This window comes from Yeosuana marina (assembly GCF_011762485.1).
GTDB lineage: Bacteria > Bacteroidota > Bacteroidia > Flavobacteriales > Flavobacteriaceae > Yeosuana > Yeosuana marina.
This window is the reverse complement of the sequence record NZ_JAAKGI010000046.1, coordinates 177,273-197,882: the sequence shown is the minus strand read 5'-3', so window position 1 is coordinate 197,882 and position 20,610 is coordinate 177,273. Positions and strand designations below refer to the sequence as shown.

The window sequence follows — 20,610 nt, the reverse complement described above, 5'->3', positions numbered from 1 at the left end:
AACAAAACACATGCATGCCTTGTACTGAAAATACCACTTTAATTACTAAATATACTAACTATTATTACGTAACTCAGCCATTTTTATGGCAGCTATAGCAGCTTCCGTTCCTTTATTGCCGTGTTTGCCACCAGAACGATCAATAGCTTGTTGCATAGTATTATCAGTAAGCAGGCAGAAAATTACGGGTGTTTCGTCAACAACATTAAGGTCTTTTATTCCTTGTGATACGGCTTCGCATACAAAATCAAAGTGTTTAGTTTCACCTTGAATAACACTTCCAATAGCAATAACAGCATTAACCATTTGCTCTTGCATTTTTTTGCAACCATAAATAAGTTCAAAACTACCAGGAACATTCCAACGAATAATATTATTTGGCAATACGCCGTTTTCAATTAACGTTTCGTAAGCGCCTTTATACAATCCTTCAGTTATAGATGGATTCCATTCTGAAACAACAATCCCAAACCGAAATTTATTCGCGTTTGGGATTGTTGTTTTATCATAGGATGATAAATTATGATTTGCCGTAGCCATATTAATATTTATTTGCCAACACTTTTGCTTTTCCTATTAGCACATCAACCATAGCCGTTTCTGAAGCATTTGGATATTTTTCTTTAATTTTTTCAAAATACCCTAAAGCTTTATCTGCTTTACCCAAATCTAAAGCTATAGTACCTGCTTTGTATAAATACATAGGTGTTGTATATTCATTATCACGCATATTAGCTGCTTGGTCGTAATAATCTAAGGCATCATCCAATTGATTTAATTGTACAAATGCATCGCCTATATTACCTTTTGCTAATGGAGCCAAAACTTCATCATCGCTTGAAAACTTACTTAAATAGTCGATAGCATTTTTATAATCTTTCAATCTTAAATAAGCAGTTCCTGCATAATAATTAGCTAGATTAGCAGCTGGTGTGCCACCGTATTCTGAAATGATATCTAACATACCAAATTTTCCTTCACCTCCGTTTAAAGCCAAATTGTATAAAGAATCTTTTTTCACAGCAGTTGTTGCTTCATCAAAATATTTTTGAGCTTGAAACATATCGTTCATTGCCTGAGTTTGCTTAGGCTTGCCTATAAACTCATTATATCCTAAATATCCCAAAACAACAGCAGCAACGATACCAATAACTACAAAAATGTATTTTTGATTTTTTTCTACAAAAGCTTCTGTTTTTGATGCAGTTGAATCTAGCGTATTAAAAACTTCAGCAGTTGTTGAACCTGTTTCAATATTATGCTCTTTCTCTCCTTTATTCTTTCCTTTGTATCCTCTTTTATTATAAGTGGCCATATGTCTTAAATTAATGCGGTGCAAAAATATAATTTTTCTTCATAAATTAAAGGTTATTTATTTGTTATTTTTGAATAATTTGCACGGTCTTTTAACGCAATGTCATTAAATAGACTATAAGTTACCTTTATATGATTTTAAAATCCCTTTCATTACTCAATTATAAAAATTTTGATAGCAAATCGTTTTCGTTTAATGAAAAAATAAATTGCATTGTTGGAAATAATGGTATTGGAAAAACTAATGTACTAGATGCTATTTATCATTTATCATTTGGAAAAAGTTATTTTAACCCCGTTGCAACGCAGAATATTAAACATGATGAAGATTTTTTTGTTGTAAATGGAGACTATATTAAGCATGATAACAATGAAAAAATTGTTGTAAGCTTAAAACGCGGACAAAAAAAAATAATTAAGCGTAACGGAAAACCTTATGAAAAATTCAGTGAACATATTGGTTTTTTACCGCTAGTAATTATATCTCCTGCCGATAGAGATTTAATTATTGAAGGTAGCGAAACAAGGCGTAAATTTATTGATAGTGTAATTTCTCAAAGCGATAAAACATATTTAGCTGATTTGATTAATTATAACAAAATAGTTTCTCAACGAAACGCACTATTAAAATATTTTGCTTTAAATCATACCTTTAATGCAGACACTTTAGATGTTTACAATAATCAGCTATCGGACTTTGGTTCTAAAATTTTTAAAAAACGAGAAGCGTTCCTTAAAGAGTTTATTCCTATCTTTAAATTACGCTACCAAGCCATTAGCAATGGTAATGAAATTGTTGACTTGGTATACCAAAGCGATTTATTTGAAACCGATTTAAATACTCTTTTAAAAAACTGCATAAACAAAGATAAAGCGTTGCAATACACAAGTGTTGGAGTTCATAAAGATGATTTACACTTTAATATAGAAGAACACCCAATTAAAAAATTTGGTAGTCAAGGTCAGCAAAAATCGTTTTTAATTGCTTTAAAGTTGGCACAATTTGATTTTATTAAGAAACAAAGTGGCGATAACCCTATTCTATTATTAGATGATATTTTTGATAAATTAGATGAACAGCGCGTTTCTCAAATTATAAAATTAGTTGATGATGAACATTTTGGACAAATATTTATAAGTGATACACATGCAGATCGGACAGAAAAAGCTATTAAACAGGTACATCAACAATATGAAATTTTTAAACTTTAAAATAAAATGAAACGTTTACTTATTTTACTCTTATCACTTATAACGTATAGTTGTAAAGAACCTGTAGAAAACTTTATACCCCACCTAAACGGTTACTGGGAAATTGAAAAGGTTATATTAGCTTCAGGGGACGTTCATGACTATAAATACAATCCACTAGTTGATTATTTTAAACTTACAGATAGCTTAAAAGGTTATAGAAAAAAATTAAAACCTTTATTGGATGGCACTTTTGCAGATTCTAAAGACACCGAACAATTTAATATAAAAATAGAACATGATAGTTTAAATATTTACTACAACACAAAATTTTCAAGTTGGAAAGAAACTATTTTATCTGCTTCAGACAACCAATTAAAAATAATTAACGCCAATAAAAATATTTATATATACAAACCTTACAAACCCCTAAATATAAACTAATGGCTAAACGAAACAACGAACATATTAGCATTGCAGACGCCTTAAAAGAGTTTGTTGAAACTAATAAATTAGAAACAGGCTTAGACAAAGTAAATGTCGCTGATGCTTGGGCAAATCTTATGGGGAATGGTGTTAATAATTATACAACATCTGTTAAATTAGAACGAAACACGTTATATGTACAATTAAGTTCTAGTGTATTACGAGAAGAATTAAGTTATGGCAAAGAAAAAATAATGACAATGCTAAACGAGGAGTTAGGAAAAGATTTAATTAAAAAACTGATTTTACGATAATTATAAATAAAAATAAAACTCAAATAATTTATTTATATTAATAATTATTATATCTTTGTTCCTTAATTTTTATAATATTTAAATACAATGAGTAAAGGTACAGTAAAATTCTTCAATGATTCTAAAGGTTTTGGATTTATCACTGAAGATGGAAACAACAAAGAACATTTTGTACACATTTCTGGATTAATCGATGAAATTCGTGAAGGTGATGCAGTAGAATTCGATTTACAAGAAGGTAAAAAAGGACTGAACGCAGTAAACGTAAAAGTAATCTAATATATACTTTAACATTTTACAAGTTAGAGCCTATCAAATTTTGATAGGCTTTTTTTGTGAAAATTTTATAAAAAGAAAACCCTGCAAGATATCTTGCAGGGTTTTCTTTTACTTAATATTATTTATATTTTAAAACATCTCTCTTCCTGAGAAATGAAAAGCACTTTCTATAGCTGCATTATCATCACTATCACTGCCGTGAACTGCATTTTCACTTATTGAATTTGCAAATAATTTACGAATAGTTCCTTCAGCAGCATCTGCTGGATTTGTTGCTCCTATTAACGTTCTAAAGTCATCAACTGCATTATCCTTTTCTAAAATTGCTGCTACTATAGGGCCACGGGTCATATATTCAACCAACTCGCCAAAAAAAGGACGCTCCTTATGAATTGCATAAAACGTTTCAGCATCATGCTTGGTCATTTGTGTTAATTTCATCGCTACAATTCTAAATCCTGAGGCCGAAATTTTATCTAATATTGCACCAATGTGTCCTTTCTCAACAGCATCTGGCTTTAGCATTGTAAATGTTCTGTTTGTTGCCATTTTTTCTTTTTAAATTATTCAATCTATAATTATTTGATAAATAAATTCTCAAAAAATCATAAACTCATTTTGTAATTTTCGGTGCAAAAGTAACGTATTTCTTATTAAAAACAAGTCAATCCAATTTTAAAAAAATTGTATCTTCGCTTACTATGAATAAACAAGATATCAAAAATATTAAGCAATTATTGGCTACTCCTAAGAAAATCATAATTGTTCCACATAAAAATCCAGATGGAGATGCTATAGGCTCAACATTAGGATTATATCATTACCTATTAAAATATAAGCATCAAGCGAAAGTTATTACACCAAATGATTATCCTAATTTTTTAAAATGGATTCCAGGTGAAACCAGTATTTTAAAATATGACTCGCAAACAAAAGAATGTGATGATTTAATTGATAATGCAGACATCATTTTTACGCTTGATTTTAATGCGCTTCACAGAACGGGACATATGGAAACCATTTTAGAAAAAAATGACGCCATTAAAATTTTAATCGATCATCATCAAGAACCTCATGATTATGCACAGTATGTATTTTCTGATGTTAGCATGAGCTCTACCTGCCAAATGGTATATCATTTTATTGATATGTTAGGAGATTTAAGTTTGATAGATGAAACTATTGCTACGTGCTTATACGTTGGTATTATGACGGATACTGGGTCTTTTAGGTTTTCTTCAACATCTAGTACAACGCATAGAATTATTGCTGATCTTATTGAAAAAGGAGCTAACAATGCCGATATTCATAATCATATATATGATACCAATAGTTACCAACGATTACAACTTTTAGGTTGTGCTCTAAACAATTTAAAAGTGATACCCGAATATAGAACTGCTTACATTTCATTATCTCAAGACGAACTCAATAAATACAACTTTAAAAAAGGAGATACCGAAGGTGTTGTAAATTATGGACTTTCATTAGACAATGTTGTATTAGCTGCTATTTTTATTGAAGATAAACAAGAAGGTATTATAAAAATTTCATTGCGCTCCAAAGGAAATTTCTCTGTCAATGCTATGTCTAGAGCTCATTTTGATGGTGGAGGACACATTAATGCAGCTGGTGGAAGAAGTGAATTATCATTAGATGACACAATAAAAAAATTTATTAGTATATTACCTAGCTATTCAAATGCCCTAAATTATGAATAAACTATGCACCTTTATAATTGTAATTCTAGCTCTTGTTAGCTGTAAATCACCAGAAGCAAGAAAACCTGTTTCTGTAAAAACTGGCTCTTTTATTGATGCTTCTGTTGAACGAAACAAAAAATTAAATGCTAAAGAACATGCTAGCATTGAAAAACTACTTAAAAATAAAAATATAGATTACATCGCATCGCAAAGTGGTTTTTGGTACTATTATAATAACAAAATTGACATAGATTCATTAAAAACTCCCAACTTTGGTGATGTTGTAAATTTTAATTATGATGTAAAAACCATTAACGGGAACTTAATTTATTCCGAAGAAGACCTGAAAACACAAAATTACGCCATGGACAGGCAGGAAATATTTACCGGATTAAGAGAAGGCTTAAAGCTTATGAAACCCGGGGAGACTGTCACCTTTCTTTTCCCATCACAAAAAGCATACGGTTACTACGGTGACCAAAAAAAAATTGGAACTAACATGCCCTTGATGTGTAAAGTAACTGTAAATTCTATAACTGAAAAATAGATTAAAATAGTACATGAGTTCCTTAAAGCATATCATAAAGATTTCAGTTTTAGGCTTATTAATGTTGTTAATATCCTGTAAAGATAAATACCCAGATCTTAAAGATGGTATTTATGCCGAGTTTACAACAACAAAAGGAACTATGGTTGCCAAATTATTCTACAATAATGCGCCTTATACAGTTGCTAATTTTATCTCGTTAGCTGAAGGAACCAATACACTTGTTGATAGTACTTATAGAAACAAGAAGTTTTATGATGGCACCATTTTTTATCGTGTTATTGATAGTTTTATGATTCAAGGAGGAGACCCTACAGGAACAGGCTCTGGAAATCCAGGATATCGATTTGATGACGAATTCAGTCCTAAATTAAAACACAGCAGACCAGGTATTTTAGGAATGGCTAATTCGGGTCCCAACACAAACGGGAGTCAGTTTTATATTACCGAAATACCCAAACCTAATTTAGATAACACCCACAGTGTTTTTGGCCAGGTAATATTAGGATTAGACGTTTTAGACTCTATTTCTAATGTGAAAACTGAAAAAGATACAGACAGACCTATAGAAGATGTCGTTATAAAAAAGCTTCGTATTATCAGAAAAGGCATCAAAGCAAATGAATTTAATGCCCCTAAAGTTTTTATTAATCATTTTGCAGAATTAGAACGTCTTGAAAAAATAAAAGAAAAAAAATTAAAAGCAATAAGAGATAAATTTAAAAAACAACAAGAACAAGCGGTTACACTACCTTCGGGATTGCAGTATCTCATTACTAAAAAAGGAACAGGTGAAAAACTAACAGAAACTTCTAAAGTATTAACCGATTATGCTTTATACTCTGAAAAGGGTGAGTTAATTGAAACTAGCAAATTAGAAACAGCCAAAGCTAATGATGCTGTTAACGATAAACGTGAAGCAGCCAACAAATATCAACCTATAGTAGCCAATTTGAGTCCAGATGCAGGAATGATCACGGGGTTTAAAGAAGGTTTACAACAATTACATGTTGGTGACAAAGCAACGCTTTTTATTCCTTACCACCTAGCTTATGGCGATTCAGGCAATAGTGCTATCCCTCCAAAATCTAATTTAATATTTGTAGTTGATATTTTAGAAATTGTAAAATGATTAACGCTTAATTAACTAAATATATTCTAAAAGTTATAGCAATCTATTATCTTTGACATTGAAAAATAAAAACCTATGTATTTCTTAAAGTTTGATTGGAATCCGTTAACTGGAATTGATATTGTTGGAAATTTTAAGCTGCATTTTTACAGTGTTATGTGGATTGTTGCTTTTATGATTGGTTGGTATATTATGAAACGTATTTTTACTAAAGAAAAAGTGTCTTTAGAATATTTAGATCCGTTATTTATTTACACCGTTTTGGCAACTATGATTGGGGCTCGTTTAGGACATGTCCTATTTTACCAATCTGAATTAATAACACAAGATTTTTGGAGTATTTTTCTCCCCATTAGAACCAATCCAACATTTGAGTTTACTGGTTTTCAAGGATTAGCTAGTCATGGTGCTGCAATTGGTATTATAATAGGCATGTATTTGTACAGACGAAAATACACCTATAAATCTATGCTATGGATTTTAGATCGTGTTGTTATTTCTGTTGCCGCAGGCGCTGTGTTTATTAGAATAGGTAACTTTATTAATTCTGAAATTATTGGAAAAGTAACCGACTCAAATTTTGGAGTTCGCTTTATTCAAGACTTTTATTATAAAAGCCAAATTGTTAAGCTTACCGGTATTAAAGATGTTCAAAAAGCTTATTATGCAGTGACCGATAATCCTCAATTTCAAAATCTTTTAGATGCCGTTCCTTACAGGCATCCAGCACAATTATATGAATCGTTTTGTTACATCTTTGTATTTTTAATTCTTTGGTTCGTGTATTCTAAAACTAATTTAAAAGACCGAACTGGCTTCCTTTTTGGATTGTTCTTAATTTTACTTTGGACTGTCAGATTTTTTGTGGAATTTGTGAAAGAACCACAAGGTGATGAATATATTAACTGGTTTGGACTTAACACAGGGCAATGGTTAAGTATCCCTTTCATTATTATTGGTCTTTATTTTATGTTTATTTACAAACCAAAAAAGGCTACTAAATAAATGCTATTTAAAAACATACGTTTACTCACTTTGATTACACTAGGCATTGTTTCATTAAACACAATATCTTGTAAAAAAGAGAACAAAACTGTAAAACAGATTGATATAACTTTTAAAAAGGAAGGAGAACTTAATCTTTATAATTCTTCTAATGATTCTATAAAAAAAAGATTAGATATTGAAATTGCCGATAATGAGTATGAAACCCAAACAGGGTTGATGTATAGAAATTCCATGAAACCAAATCAAGGTATGTTGTTTATATTTGATGATGTTCAGGAACGATACTTCTACATGAAAAATACGCATATTCCCTTGGACATCATTTACATTAACCAAGACAAAAAAATAGTTAGCTTTCAAAAAAATGCTAAACCCCTTGATGAAACACCCTTACCTTCCAATGCACCAGTAAAATATGTCTTAGAAGTTAATGCTGGAAAGGCAGATACATGGTCACTTTCTGTTGGTGATAGTATTTCGTTTTCTGAAATTAAAAAGTAAGAACACTTTATTTAATTCTAATAATACCACATTATTATTCTTTAACAAACTAATTTCTTCAACATATAGTAACAGTCATTCTATTATAAAAGATTGCCTAGGTCTCGACTGCGCTCGACCTGACATGAATGTGACTATTTTTACAATCAGATTTCAAACTACATTTATTATTCGCAATAGTATAAAAAAAAGCCTATCAAAATTTGATAGGCTTTCTAACAAAAAGAAAAAAGTTTGAGTTAGTTTTTCTTTCTTTTTTTATCTTCTCTAGTTAAAGTATCATACATTAATGGTGTTGCAATAAATAACGATGAATACGTTCCTACTACAATCCCTACTATTAAAGCAAACATAAATCCTCTAATAGAATCTCCACCAAATATAAAGATTGCTAACAAAACAACCAAAGTTGTAGACGATGTATTTAATGTTCTACCCAAAGTACTACTTAGAGATATGTTGACTGTTTTCTCAAAATCCCAGCTGGTATGCTCAGCTAAGTATTCACGAACCCTATCAAAAACAATTACCGTATCGTTCAATGAGTATCCAATTACCGTTAATATCGCTGCGATAAAGGCTTGGTCAATTTCCATACTAAAAGGTAAAAACTTGTAGGTTAATGAGAATACCCCTAACACAATAAATACATCATGGAATACCGCCAATACAGCTCCCAATGAAAACTGCCATTTTTTAAATCGTAATAATATATATAAGAATACAACAACTAATGATCCTAAAATAGCCCAGAAAGAAGCTTGTTTAATATCATCTGCAATTGTTGGACTTACTTTATAAGACTTCATCAAACCAACAGTTTTTGTATCTGCATCACTTATAAATTCATCATAAGTCAATCCGTCTAAATAAGGTTGTAATGCTTTATATAAATCTACTCGTATTTCTTCATCGACTTCTGAGCTAGTTTCATTAACTTTATATTTCGTTGTGATTTTTAATTGATTAGCGTCACCAAACGTTTTGGCATCTGCACTTCCAAAAACATCTCTTAATACCGAGGTAATTTCTGTAGCATTTACATCCTGATCAAAACGCACTTGGTAAGTTCTACCTCCAACAAAATCAACACCTTGATCTAATCCTTCTGTAAATAAAGATCCTAAACTAATTACTAAAAATGCTCCTGAAACGATATAAGCAACTTTACGTTTCTTTAAAAATTCAATATTAAGGTTTCTGAAAAGGTTTTTAGTAAGAGCTGTTGAAAACTCTAACTTACCTCCTTTATCAACATACCAATCTATTAGTAATCTTGTAATAAAAATTGCAGTAAATAAAGATGTACCAATACCAATTAATAAGGTAGTAGCAAATCCTTTAATAGGTCCTGTTCCGAAAATAAATAAGATTAAGGCTGTTAAACCAGTTGTAATATTAGCATCTAAAATAGATGACAAGGCATTACTAAAACCATCTTTAATAGCTTCTTTTAAAGCTTTACCTTTGGCAATTTCTTCCCTAATACGCTCGTAGATAATTACGTTGGCATCAACGGACATACCTATTGTTAGCACGATACCAGCAATACCAGGTAATGTTAGAACAGCTCCTAATCCCGACAAAATACCAAAAATCAATAAGATGTTTAACATCATAGCTATATCAGCAAAACCACCCGCTTTACCATAGTACACAATCATCCAAATCAATACTAAAGCTAAGGCAATCATAAATGATACTTTACCACTGTGAATGGCTTCTTGACCTAATGATGGCCCAACAACTTCACTAGATATAATATCTGCACGAGCAGGCAATTTACCAGCACGCAATACATTCGCTAAATCGACAGCTTCATTTAAAGTGAAATTTCCTGAAATTGATGAACTACCTCCAGCAATAGGTCCAGTAGTTACACCGGGAGCCGAATACACAACATTATCAAGAACAATGGCTATTTGAGTCCCTTGATTAAAAGCTCTCCCTGTCATTTCCTCCCATATTTTGGCTCCTTTACTGTTCATTTGCATAGACACTTCTGGTTTACCACTTGGTCCAAAAGCATTTCTGGCATCGGTAACTACAGATCCACTTAATTCAGGAATACCATCTCTATTGCCTTTTAACGCATATAAATCAACTAACTCGCCATCTTTTTCTGGTTTTCCAAACGCGAATTTAACATAACGTTCTTCTGCTGGAAGTAATTCTCTTACTTGTGGAGAGTTTAAATAATCAAGAACTTTTTGTTTGTCTTTAACATCAAACTTCGCAATAACTGGACCTCCTTGGTAACCTTGACCTTTAATTAAATCGAATAAAGGATTTACTTCAACAGCTGTTGAATCAGTAGTTGTATCTCCTAAAAGTTCATCAATTTTTGAATCTGTTGCATCTTCTTGATCATTAGATTTTACTTCTTGATTTTCGGTAGATTTCTTTACTGTCTTTTTTAAAACTTCATTAGCTTGAGCTAAAAACGAAAAGAATTGTTCTCCTTTATAAGCATCCCAAAATTCTAATTGAGCTGTACTTTGTAATAATTTTGTAGCACGCTCCACATCTTTAACCCCAGGTAATTCAACAAGAATTCTTCCTGATGTTCCTAAACGTTGAATATTTGGTGAGGTTACACCAAACTCATCAATACGTTTACGTAATACTTCAAAAGCAGAAACGATAGATTCGTCTATTTTCTTTTGAATAACTTGTTTAACCTCATCATCAGTCATACTTCCATCAATCTCACCGTCTAACGCTTTGGTGTAAAAAATATCTGGAGAGGCTAACCGTGTATCACCTTTAATCTTATCAAAAGCTGTGAAAAAGTCTTCTAAATAAGTGTTTTGACTGTTTTTTTGCATTTGAGAAGCATCATCCAACGCTTTATTAAAAACTGGATTTTTACTTTCATTGGCTAATCCTTTTAAAATATCTTTTACTGATACTTGAAGAATTACATTTATTCCTCCTTTAAGGTCTAGCCCAAGATTCATAGCTTTTTCCTTCACTTCATTATAAGTGAATTTTGCTATACCAATATTAAACACGGTATCGTTAGCAATAGACTCTAAATAATCAGACTCTTCTGCGCTTCTTAGTGCTCGGTAATCTGGAACTGTATCTGAGATTTTATTGATGGCCATCTCATTGGCATTTCTTTCTATTTGATTTGCTTTAAATGTAAAAGAGAGTTGATAAATACTCACTAAACCAAATAAAATTGCAAATAATTTTACTAATCCTTTATTTTGCATTTTCTGTTGTTTTTATATCAAACTTGTTAAATAACTGTATAGGTTATCTTAATCGTTTAGAGTTTGTTTTGTGGTTAAATTAATTTGATTTTTAAGATAAAAAATGAATTTTAATAGGAATCGTTATTGGCTATAGTTTTTTAGTTAAAGAAATAAACTTCTGATAAAACTTCAATTAAACTATACAATCCCTTTTTCATTGGGTCCTGCCCTGACTTCTGGAATACTCCGTGAAGTATTATCAATCGCAAGAGAGACATATTTACGTACTTTAAATGCTAAACATACATTAATATGAGTATCATTAGTACCTAAATCATTCCTGTAGAGGTATATTTTTGGATTATGAAATCTATCGTAATCTTGTTTAAAGTTTAAAACACACTTTCCATCTAAACCTGAGGTTGTATTATGAGTTTTATTAATTTCAAAGACATCAAGTTTGTAATTTTTTATCCTTTTATTTGAAGGAAAGCTTGAAGTATTATTCTCACTATGGGATGCATCTCCAATTTGAATCGAACTGTCTTCTGAAAGCATTTTTTTTATGCTCTCAACATCTTCATCACTATAGTAGGTTATTTTAAGTTGACCTGCCTTTAGCTCTTGAACTTGAACAGCATCAACACCTAAGGCTTGTAATTGCTTTTTAACAATTAGAATAGCATTTTGAGCTTCTTCAGACGTTATATCAACATCCGAAAATTTCAATACAATTTCCTGATTAGGTTCAGAAATTTGATTCTGATAAAACCCTAATAAGGTAAAGAGAATTAAAAAAGCACCAAAGTACCATGTTTTTTTCATGCGCCAAATATAAAAAATAAAGACTGTATTTCTACAGTCTTTATTTAAATATATATTTTAAATTATTGAATCTTACAACTCTAATAACTCATTTACTTTTTTAACGGCTTCTGCGCTAGAAATCATATTGTCTTTTTCAGCTTGGTTAAGCTCGATATTCACGATTTTTTCAATACCATTTTTACCTAAAATTACTGGTACTCCAAGACTAATATCATTTAAACCATATTCACCTTCTAACATTACTGAGCATGGGAACATTTTCTTTTGATCGCAAGCAATAGCCTGAACTAAAGCAGACACTGCAGCTCCCGGCGCATACCATGCAGAGGTTCCTAATAATTTTGTAAGTGTTGCGCCTCCAACTTTAGTATCTTCTTTTACAGCATCTAATCTATCTTCAGATAAAAATTCTGAAACTGGCACTCCATTTCTTGTTGCTAAACGTGTTAATGGAATCATTCCTGTATCACTATGTCCACCTAAAACCATTCCATCTACATCACTTATTGGACTTTCTAAAGCCTCAGCTAATCTGTATTTAAAACGAGCAGAATCTAATGCTCCACCCATCCCTATAATTTTATGTTTTGGTAAACTTGTTGATTTGTGAACTAAGTATGCCATAGTATCCATTGGATTACTCACCACAATCATAATGGTATTTGGAGAATGTTCTATTAAATTAGACGATACTGTTTTTACAATACCTGCATTAATACCTATTAACTCTTCGCGAGTCATTCCTGGTTTACGAGGAATTCCAGAGGTAATAACACAAACATCGCTGTTTGCAGTTTTACTATAGTCATTAGTGACTCCTGTTATTTTTGTATCGAACCCGTTTAAAGATGCTGTTTGCATTAAATCCATAGCTTTACCTTCTGCATAGCCTTCTTTAATGTCCAATAAAACTACTTCTGAAGCGAAATCTTTAATTGCAATATATTCTGCACAACTTGCGCCAACTGCTCCTGCACCTACTACTGTTACTTTCATGTCTTAATTTTTAATAATTTTTATTATATAATTTGTTTTAATATTTTTTCGTTCCAAAATTTAAATCATGCAAATTTTATAATTTAAAAAGGTTTATTTACATGATTAAAATCATGTAAAATTACAAATTTAAAAACTCTTAATAAAAAAAGTGCAAGATTAAATCTTGCACTTTTCACGACTAATTCAAATAATAAAATTTAACTAAAACTAAACAAACATATCTTTTTAAAAGTTTTCACTTTTACAATATTTTTTTATCTAAAACTAAACGCTATACCTGCAGAAACAGTATTATATTTTTGCAATGTATAGTCTCCAAAAATTTTGAAAATACCTAAGTTTAATCTTGCACCCAACGTGGTTCTTACTCCATTGGCATCAAAATTAAGGTTTACAGGGTCTGTAACAGATTCGTTGGCAGTACCTACTGTATTTCCATTACTGTCTTCAACATCATAAGTAATATCATAATCTCCCTTTATCTTCAAAGAAGATTTTCCATGGTTATATCCAACACCTGCATATAATGTTATTATTGGAAAATCTAACGAACCCAATGCTTGAAGCGTCCATGTATTCATTTTAAAAGCACCTTTACCATTGGTAATTGTAATTTCATCATTGGGATTATCGTCATTAATGTTATAAGTCACATCCATAGTAGTAAATGCTGCCAGAACTGAAACGTTTAAAGGTAATTTATCAAGCGGTCCAAAATAGTGCATTAAATCGTGCTGTAATCCAACGCCTATTAAGTTTGCTTCTACATCATTATTAAAATTTAATGTAGGCACATATCTTACTTTAATATCAGTATGAAAAGGCAATCCAAAACCTAACTGCACCATGGGGGCTGGAACAATATTTCCTGGTAAATCGCCACCAACACCACCTGGCATGTTAAAACTTGCAACTTTATAGGTGTTTCCATTATATGGAACACGAACATCAATGGTAGTTTCTGTTTCATCACTGCTTATAACAGTTGGCAATGAGGTCTCTCCATTAGGAAGCGTTGAATATGTGTAATCACTTTGAATAAATTGAAATACTTCATCTGCTTTAGGAACAAATGAGCCATTCGCCTCAATGGTTAAATCGAAACCAAATTTCTTATGTGTTTTTGCAGTTGTGTACCATCCACCATTCATACTATACATTAAGCCATTCATAACTGGTCGTATATAATTTTCAGTGAGTTTGCTGGCATCATCTGCAGCGAGTATAATGTCTCCTAAATCTTGAGCTCTTGATACCTGCGTTACTATGAAAATAAACAAAAGTAGGGTTATCTTTTTCATTTTTGATAAATTTGGAATAACAAATGTATGAAAATATTTTAATATATCACATTTTATCGATAAAAAAATGCATTTAAACTGATATTTGTTTTTGAAGCATAAAAAAACACCCTTGATTTTAAAACAAAATCAAGGGTGTTTAGTACTAACTTTATTTTCTATCTACGCATCAATATTTGCATAAACCGCATTTTTCTCTATAAATTCTCTACGTGGCGGAACGTCATCACCCATAAGCATTGAGAAAATTCTATCGGCTTCAGACCCGTTATCTATCTGAACTTGTCTTAAAATTCTAAACTCAGGATTCATAGTTGTATCCCAGAGTTGTTCTGCATTCATTTCCCCAAGACCTTTGTAACGTTGAATACCAGCTGTTCCTCCCATACTTTCAACAACTTCATCACGCTCTTTTTCTGACCATGCATATTGTTTTTTAGCTCCTTTTTTAACTAAATATAATGGAGGTGTTGCAATATAGATGTGTCCACCTTCAATAAGCTCTCTCATATATCTAAAGAAAAATGTTAAAATAAGTGTCGCAATATGACTACCATCAATATCAGCATCACACATAATCACCACTTTATGATAACGTAATTTTGATAGGTTTAATGCTTTACTATCGTCTTCAGTTCCAATTGTTACACCAAGTGCTGTAAAAATATTTTTAATCTCCTCATTCTCAAAAACCTTGTGTACCATTGCTTTTTCAACATTAAGAATTTTACCTCTTAATGGCAGAATAGCTTGAAACGCTCTATCTCTTCCTTGTTTTGCTGTTCCACCCGCAGAATCTCCCTCAACAAGAAAGACTTCACATTTTGTTGGGTCTTGCTCTGAGCAATCACTTAGTTTACCAGGTAAACCACCAATACTCATTACAGTTTTACGCTGAACCATCTCACGTGCTTTTTGAGCGGCATGTCTTGCTTGGGCAGCTAGAATTACTTTTTGAACAATAATTTTGGCGTCATCTGGATGTTCTTCAAGATAATCTGATAACATTTCTGAAACAGCCTGACTAACTGATGCTGATACTTCTCTGTTTCCAAGCTTTGTTTTAGTTTGACCTTCAAATTGAGGCTCTTGAACTTTTACCGAAATAATAGCCGTTAACCCTTCACGAAAATCATCTCCTGCAATGTCAAACTTTAACTTATCTGTTAAGCCAGAACTATCTGCATATTTTTTCAACGTCATGGTTAAACCACGTCTAAAACCAGATAGGTGTGTTCCTCCTTCGTGTGTATTAATGTTATTGACATACGAATGCAAATTTTCAGCATACGATGTATTATAAATCATAGCGACTTCTACAGGTACGCCATTTTTTTCTCCTTCAAAAGAAATAACTTCTCTCATTAAAGGTTCACGATTACCATCTAAAAACCTAATAAATTCTGGCAACCCTTCATCTGAATGAAATGTTTCACCTTCAAATTCTCCATTTTCCTTTTTATAACGTCTATCAGTTAATTTAATGGTGATTCCTTTGTTTAGAAAAGATAATTCTCTCATTCTACTAGCTAACGTATCATAACTATACTCAACAGTTTGTGTGAAAATAGTCTGATCTGGAGTAAATGTAACTACCGTTCCTCTTTTATCTGTATCTCCAACAGCTTTAACTGGATACATGGCTTTACCACGCTCATATTCCTGCTCCCAAATTTTTCCGTCTCTATAAACGGTTGCTTTTAAATGTTGTGATAACGCATTTACACAACTTACACCAACACCGTGTAATCCACCAGATACCTTATAAGAATCTTTATCGAATTTTCCTCCTGCTCCAATTTTGGTCATTACAACTTCTAACGCTGATATGCCTTCTTTTTTATGCATATCAACAGGAATACCACGACCATTATCTTCAGTAGTGATAGAATTATCTTCATTTATAATTACTCCAATTGTATCACAATGTCCAGCCAGCGCCTCATCAATAGAGTTATCAACCACCTCATAGACTAAATGATGCAACCCTCTTACTCCAACATCACCAATATACATAGATGGACGCATACGTACATGTTCCATTCCTTCTAAAGCCTGAATATTGTCTGCTGAATAATCTTGTTTTTTAATTTCGTCGCTCATATTTAAAATACTTTTATTTTGATTTCATTCCATAAAAAAATGATGCGATTGGCACCATTTTAGGATACTTACAAATATACTCAAATATCACTTTTTCTAAAAGCATTTTATCGATTATAACAATAAATTATCAACATTTGTTAATTACTCAAAAGTGTCTTAAATCGCCTAAAAAATGCCTTAAAATCAATTTCGGAATTTTTTTTTCAGCTCTAAATTAAGCAAAAACGCATATTGCCTTAAAACCGATATATACGGTTTTTAATATTTCTGATTTTTGAATTAATTAAGGTGTATTTCAAAATAAAATAATGTTATAAAAAAAAGACAGTGAAAAAAATAACGCAAACTCGACTATTAGATTAAAAACTATCAAATAAACTTTAATTTTTTATCAATTCGATAATATAGAATAGGATGTTGAAAAAAATAGTGTGTAATACTTTAATTCTACATATATTTGACACTCAAAATAGAAAAATGACAAATAATAACAATAATAATTTCAATAATCCTAATTTTTAGGACAGGAAGGTTATTGTTTAAAAAATATATGAAGCCTTCCGAAATCGGGAGGCTTTTTTTAATTTAAAAATGTAAGTGATGAGTAAAATTATGACAGTCGACATATTGTCGAGTATTAAAGGAGCAGAACCCAGCGAGGCTGTGAACAAATTATTTGATGTGATTAAAAATGCGAATGCAACAAATAATAATTCTTTAAATAACAATCATAATAATTGCGTGTCATTAGATAATTTGAGAGACGATGTGGTCATTGAAAGTTCTGCTATTGAAAAACAAATTATCGTTGAAAACTTTCCAAAAGAGAAAAATGGCTATTTGGTAGTCTCTAAAGTAATTGAAGCGTAGATTATGGATTCTCAAATACATAAAATTCATCAGCAACTGGTGAATAAAGAATTTTCGTGTACAAACTTAGTGCAGGAAAAATTAAATTTATTAAAACAGAATACACATAATACCGTTAATAACCTGCTCGATAACTTAGCTCTGAATTTAGCTGCGAAGGTTGATGCGAAGATTGCCAACAACGAACCTATTGGGTTGTTAGAAGGCATTCCTTTTGGTATTAAAGATGTGTATATGGTTCAAGGTACATTTACGACTGCGAGCTCGAATTTATTAAAAAACTACAAAGCTGCATATACGGCTACAGCTATTCAAAAATTATTGGATGCTGGGGCAATTCCTATTGTAAAAGAAAACTGCGATAGTTTTGGTCACGGCTCGTCTAGCGAAAACACCATTTTTGGCGCTGTAAAAAATGCTATAAATCCAGATTTAGTTGGTGGTGGCTCCAGTGGTGGTTCTGCGGTTAATGTTGCGAAAGACTATACCGTATTTTCTATTGGTGGAGATACGGGAGGTTCTGTTAGACAGCCTGCTGGCTATAATCACGTTTACGGATTAAAACCTACCTACGGACGTATTTCACGTTACGGATTAATGGCTTACGCCTCGTCTACAGACTGTGTGGGGCCTATAGCAAAATCGGTTGGAGATATTCTCATTGTATTAAATGTGATGAGTGGAAAAGATGCCAAAGACCAAACATCTTATGTTTCAGAAGCTATTTCAGAAGAAAGCATTTTAAATTCAACTGATATTAAATCTGTTGGATATTTTAAAAGTTTTATTGAAAGTGAAGCGATAGATTCTAAAATTAAAGCTGATTTTTTAGCGACTATTGAAAAGATTAAAGCCAAAAACATCGAAGTTAAAGAACTTGATTTCTTTAAGTCTAATATTTTGGTTTCTACATATTATACATTGGCCATGGCAGAAACAGCCTCTAACCTATCGCGTTTAGACGGCTCGAACTACGGTAACCGAATTGATAATAAAAACCTAAAAGAATCCTACGCCATCACACGTTCAGAAAATTTTTCAGAAGAAACAAAACGTCGGATTGTTGGTGGAAACCAAGTGTTATCTCAAGGTTTTTCAGATGAAATCTATTTAAAAGGTCTAGCACTTCGAGATGCGATTTCAGACAATTTTGAAAAAGATTTTAAAGAAGTCGATATTATTGTATCGCCCGTAACACCAAACACACCTCCAAAAATTGGTAACAGTTTAAAAGATCCGCACGCGATGTATTTAAGTGATGCTTATACCGTTGGTTTTAGTTTAGGGCAATTACCAACCTTAACCATACCACAAGGCACAGAAACGGGCTTACAAATTACCGCCGCTAAAAATAATGACGAACTCGTTTTGAAGTTTGCTAACTTCTTAAAAGATACGATATAATGGAACTTGAACAATTAGACGCCGCTTTAAAAGCAAACGATTTAGAACTGGTTATCGGACTAGAAACACACGTTCGACTAAACACAAAAACGAAACTCTTTTGTTCTTGTCCAAACCAAGAAATAGATACGCCAAACCATAGTATTTGTTCAGTATGTACAGGACAAATGGGTGTGTTGCCTGCGATAAATAAAGAAGCTATCACTAAGGCTATTTATTTTGGAAAGGCTGTAAAATCATCGTTTGAAAACGAAGTAATTTCGTGGGATAGAAAACACTACGAATACCCAGACAACCCGAAAAACATACAAATTACGCAGTTTCATAATCCGGTTATTCCCGACGGACAAGTCTCATGTTTCAGAAATGATGGAAGTCAGTTTACCGTAAATTTAACTCAGGTTCACATAGAAGAGGATGCTGCAAAATTAGTGCACGAAAAAAACATTTCGTTAATAGATTTTAATAAAGCTGGTGTTCCTCTTATTGAAATTGTAACCGAACCATGTATTCGCCATATTGAAGACGCATCAACTTACGCACAATATATTCAACGTATTGTTCAGAATTTAAAAATAAGTGAAGCGAATCTTGAAAAGGGCGAGTTTAAATCGGATGTTTCTGTGTCTTTACGCAAAAAACATAGCTACAATTTAAATCCGCGTACCGAAATTAAAAACTTGAACTCTTTCAAGTTTATGGTAGACGCTTTAAAAGAGGAAGTAGAAAAACAATTAAATTACTACATAGAACATAAAGAGTTTAGACCAGAACAAACTACCGTACTTTGGGATGCCGATTTAAAGCAAACCAAAACAATGCGTAAAAAGGAGTTTGAAGCCGATTACCGTTTTATATCGGAGCCAGATTTACCTTTCGTGTCTATTAAAGAGGTTGTAGATTCTATTCATGTCGATATTAGCTCACTACCTTTTGCTGTTGAGTCTATCTTAATAAAAGGTGGTGTATTGCCTCAAGATGCTAAATTCTTTACGGCCGATTCATTACGTTCTAGCACGTTTATCGCTATAAACAACGTATTAAAAGACCCATCTTTTGTCGCTAAAACATTGGTGAATAATATTGGTGCCGATGAATATGCTGATATTCATAGAATTGATCACCTCATTGAAATTTTTCAACTCTTTAAAGATGAAAAGATAACATCGGTTTTAGTCCAAAACGCGATTACATCGTATCTAAAAGACAGAACCTTCGATTATAATAGCTATTTTAAAGAAAACACAATTTCAGAAGAAACTATTTTTGATGCGATAGCAAAAGTAATTTCAGAAAATGAAGCGATTGCGAACGATATTAAAGGTGGCAACCAAGGAAAAGCAGGTGTTTTAGTTGGAAAAGTGATAGCTATAATTGGTAAAGGCGCTTCTGGAAAGGTTATTCGTGAAGGTATTTTAAATCAGTTGCAAAGTACAAAGGGGAAAGTTCAAAGTTCTTCACAAACGTCGAATAACCAGCAACCA

19 protein-coding genes and 1 pseudogene are annotated in these 20,610 nt (G+C 32.0%); 12 read left to right on the top strand and 8 right to left on the bottom strand.

Annotation, left to right across the window (positions count from 1 at the left end; translation table 11 throughout):
- Window positions 1-54: 54 nt before the first annotated feature.
- Window positions 55-540, bottom strand: a complete 486-nt coding sequence (ribH, locus tag G5V56_RS18550; RefSeq protein ID WP_166967974.1) for a 6,7-dimethyl-8-ribityllumazine synthase — start codon at window positions 538-540, stop codon at window positions 55-57.
- Between the two features lies 1 nt (window position 541).
- Window positions 542-1,315 (bottom strand): tetratricopeptide repeat protein, encoded by a 774-nt coding sequence (locus tag G5V56_RS18545; RefSeq protein WP_166967972.1) that lies wholly within the window; start codon window positions 1,313-1,315, stop codon window positions 542-544.
- A 131-nt stretch (window positions 1,316-1,446) separates the two neighbouring features.
- Between G5V56_RS18545 and recF the strand changes: the two genes are divergently transcribed.
- The 4 genes from recF to G5V56_RS18525 all read left to right on the top strand — a co-directional run bounded on the left by recF (window position 1,447) and on the right by G5V56_RS18525 (window position 3,524).
- Window positions 1,447-2,526, top strand: a complete 1,080-nt coding sequence (gene recF, locus G5V56_RS18540) for a DNA replication/repair protein RecF (RefSeq protein WP_166967970.1) — start codon at window positions 1,447-1,449, stop codon at window positions 2,524-2,526.
- A 6-nt stretch (window positions 2,527-2,532) separates the two neighbouring features.
- The gene (locus G5V56_RS18535) at window positions 2,533-2,949 is read left to right on the top strand and encodes a lipocalin family protein (protein WP_166967968.1); all 417 of its coding nucleotides are present in this window, start codon (window positions 2,533-2,535) and stop codon (window positions 2,947-2,949) included.
- Entirely contained in the window at window positions 2,949-3,245 is a 297-nt protein-coding gene (locus tag G5V56_RS18530) for a DUF721 domain-containing protein (protein WP_166967966.1), read from the top strand. Before G5V56_RS18535 ends, G5V56_RS18530 begins: the two co-directional genes overlap by 1 nt.
- An 87-nt stretch (window positions 3,246-3,332) precedes the next feature.
- Window positions 3,333-3,524: a cold-shock protein gene (locus tag G5V56_RS18525; RefSeq protein WP_166967964.1), complete on the top strand. Its 192-nt coding sequence runs from the start codon at window positions 3,333-3,335 to the stop codon at window positions 3,522-3,524.
- A 129-nt stretch (window positions 3,525-3,653) separates the two neighbouring features.
- On the opposite strand, the gene G5V56_RS18520 is transcribed toward G5V56_RS18525, so the two are convergent.
- The gene (locus tag G5V56_RS18520) at window positions 3,654-4,073 is read right to left on the bottom strand and encodes a nucleoside-diphosphate kinase (RefSeq protein ID WP_166967962.1); all 420 of its coding nucleotides are present in this window, start codon (window positions 4,071-4,073) and stop codon (window positions 3,654-3,656) included.
- Window positions 4,074-4,225: 152 nt separating this feature from the next.
- Here G5V56_RS18520 and G5V56_RS18515 point away from each other — a divergent pair, with 152 nt between their 5' ends.
- The 5 genes from G5V56_RS18515 to G5V56_RS18495 all read left to right on the top strand — a co-directional run bounded on the left by G5V56_RS18515 (window position 4,226) and on the right by G5V56_RS18495 (window position 8,415).
- Window positions 4,226-5,245, top strand: coding sequence for a DHH family phosphoesterase (locus G5V56_RS18515; RefSeq protein WP_166967960.1), 1,020 nt, complete (start codon window positions 4,226-4,228; stop codon window positions 5,243-5,245).
- On the top strand, window positions 5,238-5,774 hold the full coding sequence (gene gldI / locus G5V56_RS18510; protein WP_166967958.1) for a gliding motility-associated peptidyl-prolyl isomerase GldI: 537 nt from the start codon (window positions 5,238-5,240) through the stop codon (window positions 5,772-5,774). The genes G5V56_RS18515 and gldI overlap by 8 nt, the downstream gene beginning before the upstream one ends.
- A gap of 13 nt (window positions 5,775-5,787) precedes the next feature.
- Complete coding sequence (locus G5V56_RS18505; protein ID WP_166967956.1) at window positions 5,788-6,906, top strand: peptidylprolyl isomerase; 1,119 nt, start codon at window positions 5,788-5,790, stop codon at window positions 6,904-6,906.
- Between the two features lie 75 nt (window positions 6,907-6,981).
- Window positions 6,982-7,911, top strand: coding sequence for a prolipoprotein diacylglyceryl transferase (gene lgt / locus G5V56_RS18500; protein WP_166967954.1), 930 nt, complete (start codon window positions 6,982-6,984; stop codon window positions 7,909-7,911).
- Complete coding sequence (locus G5V56_RS18495; RefSeq protein WP_166967952.1) at window positions 7,912-8,415, top strand: DUF192 domain-containing protein; 504 nt, start codon at window positions 7,912-7,914, stop codon at window positions 8,413-8,415.
- A gap of 239 nt (window positions 8,416-8,654) precedes the next feature.
- On the opposite strand, the gene secDF is transcribed toward G5V56_RS18495, so the two are convergent.
- From secDF to gyrB, 5 genes are all read right to left on the bottom strand, one after another.
- The gene (gene secDF / locus G5V56_RS18490; RefSeq protein ID WP_166967950.1) at window positions 8,655-11,636 is read right to left on the bottom strand and encodes a protein translocase subunit SecDF; all 2,982 of its coding nucleotides are present in this window, start codon (window positions 11,634-11,636) and stop codon (window positions 8,655-8,657) included.
- Between the two features lie 180 nt (window positions 11,637-11,816).
- A complete protein-coding gene (locus G5V56_RS18485; RefSeq protein ID WP_166967948.1) occupies window positions 11,817-12,443 on the bottom strand; it encodes a hypothetical protein in 627 nt (208 codons plus the stop codon).
- 72 nt (window positions 12,444-12,515) lie between these two features.
- A complete protein-coding gene (mdh, locus tag G5V56_RS18480) occupies window positions 12,516-13,442 on the bottom strand; it encodes a malate dehydrogenase (RefSeq protein ID WP_166967946.1) in 927 nt (308 codons plus the stop codon).
- A gap of 257 nt (window positions 13,443-13,699) precedes the next feature.
- Window positions 13,700-14,746, bottom strand: coding sequence for a DUF6588 family protein (locus G5V56_RS18475; RefSeq protein WP_166967945.1), 1,047 nt, complete (start codon window positions 14,744-14,746; stop codon window positions 13,700-13,702).
- A gap of 162 nt (window positions 14,747-14,908) precedes the next feature.
- Window positions 14,909-16,849, bottom strand: a complete 1,941-nt coding sequence (gene gyrB, locus G5V56_RS18470) for a DNA topoisomerase (ATP-hydrolyzing) subunit B (RefSeq protein WP_166967943.1) — start codon at window positions 16,847-16,849, stop codon at window positions 14,909-14,911.
- Window positions 16,850-17,452: 603 nt separating this feature from the next.
- Here gyrB and G5V56_RS18465 point away from each other — a divergent pair.
- The 3 genes and pseudogenes from G5V56_RS18465 to gatB all read left to right on the top strand — a co-directional run.
- On the top strand, window positions 17,453-17,722 hold the full coding sequence (locus G5V56_RS18465) for an Asp-tRNA(Asn)/Glu-tRNA(Gln) amidotransferase subunit GatC (protein WP_206285922.1): 270 nt from the start codon (window positions 17,453-17,455) through the stop codon (window positions 17,720-17,722).
- Between the two features lie 3 nt (window positions 17,723-17,725).
- Complete coding sequence (locus tag G5V56_RS18460) at window positions 17,726-19,126, top strand: amidase family protein (RefSeq protein WP_166967939.1); 1,401 nt, start codon at window positions 17,726-17,728, stop codon at window positions 19,124-19,126.
- A pseudogene (gatB, locus tag G5V56_RS19240) lies at window positions 19,126-20,551 on the top strand (Asp-tRNA(Asn)/Glu-tRNA(Gln) amidotransferase subunit GatB); the annotation flags it as partial. The gene G5V56_RS18460 and the pseudogene gatB, both read left to right, overlap by 1 nt.
- Window positions 20,552-20,610 lie beyond the last annotated feature (59 nt).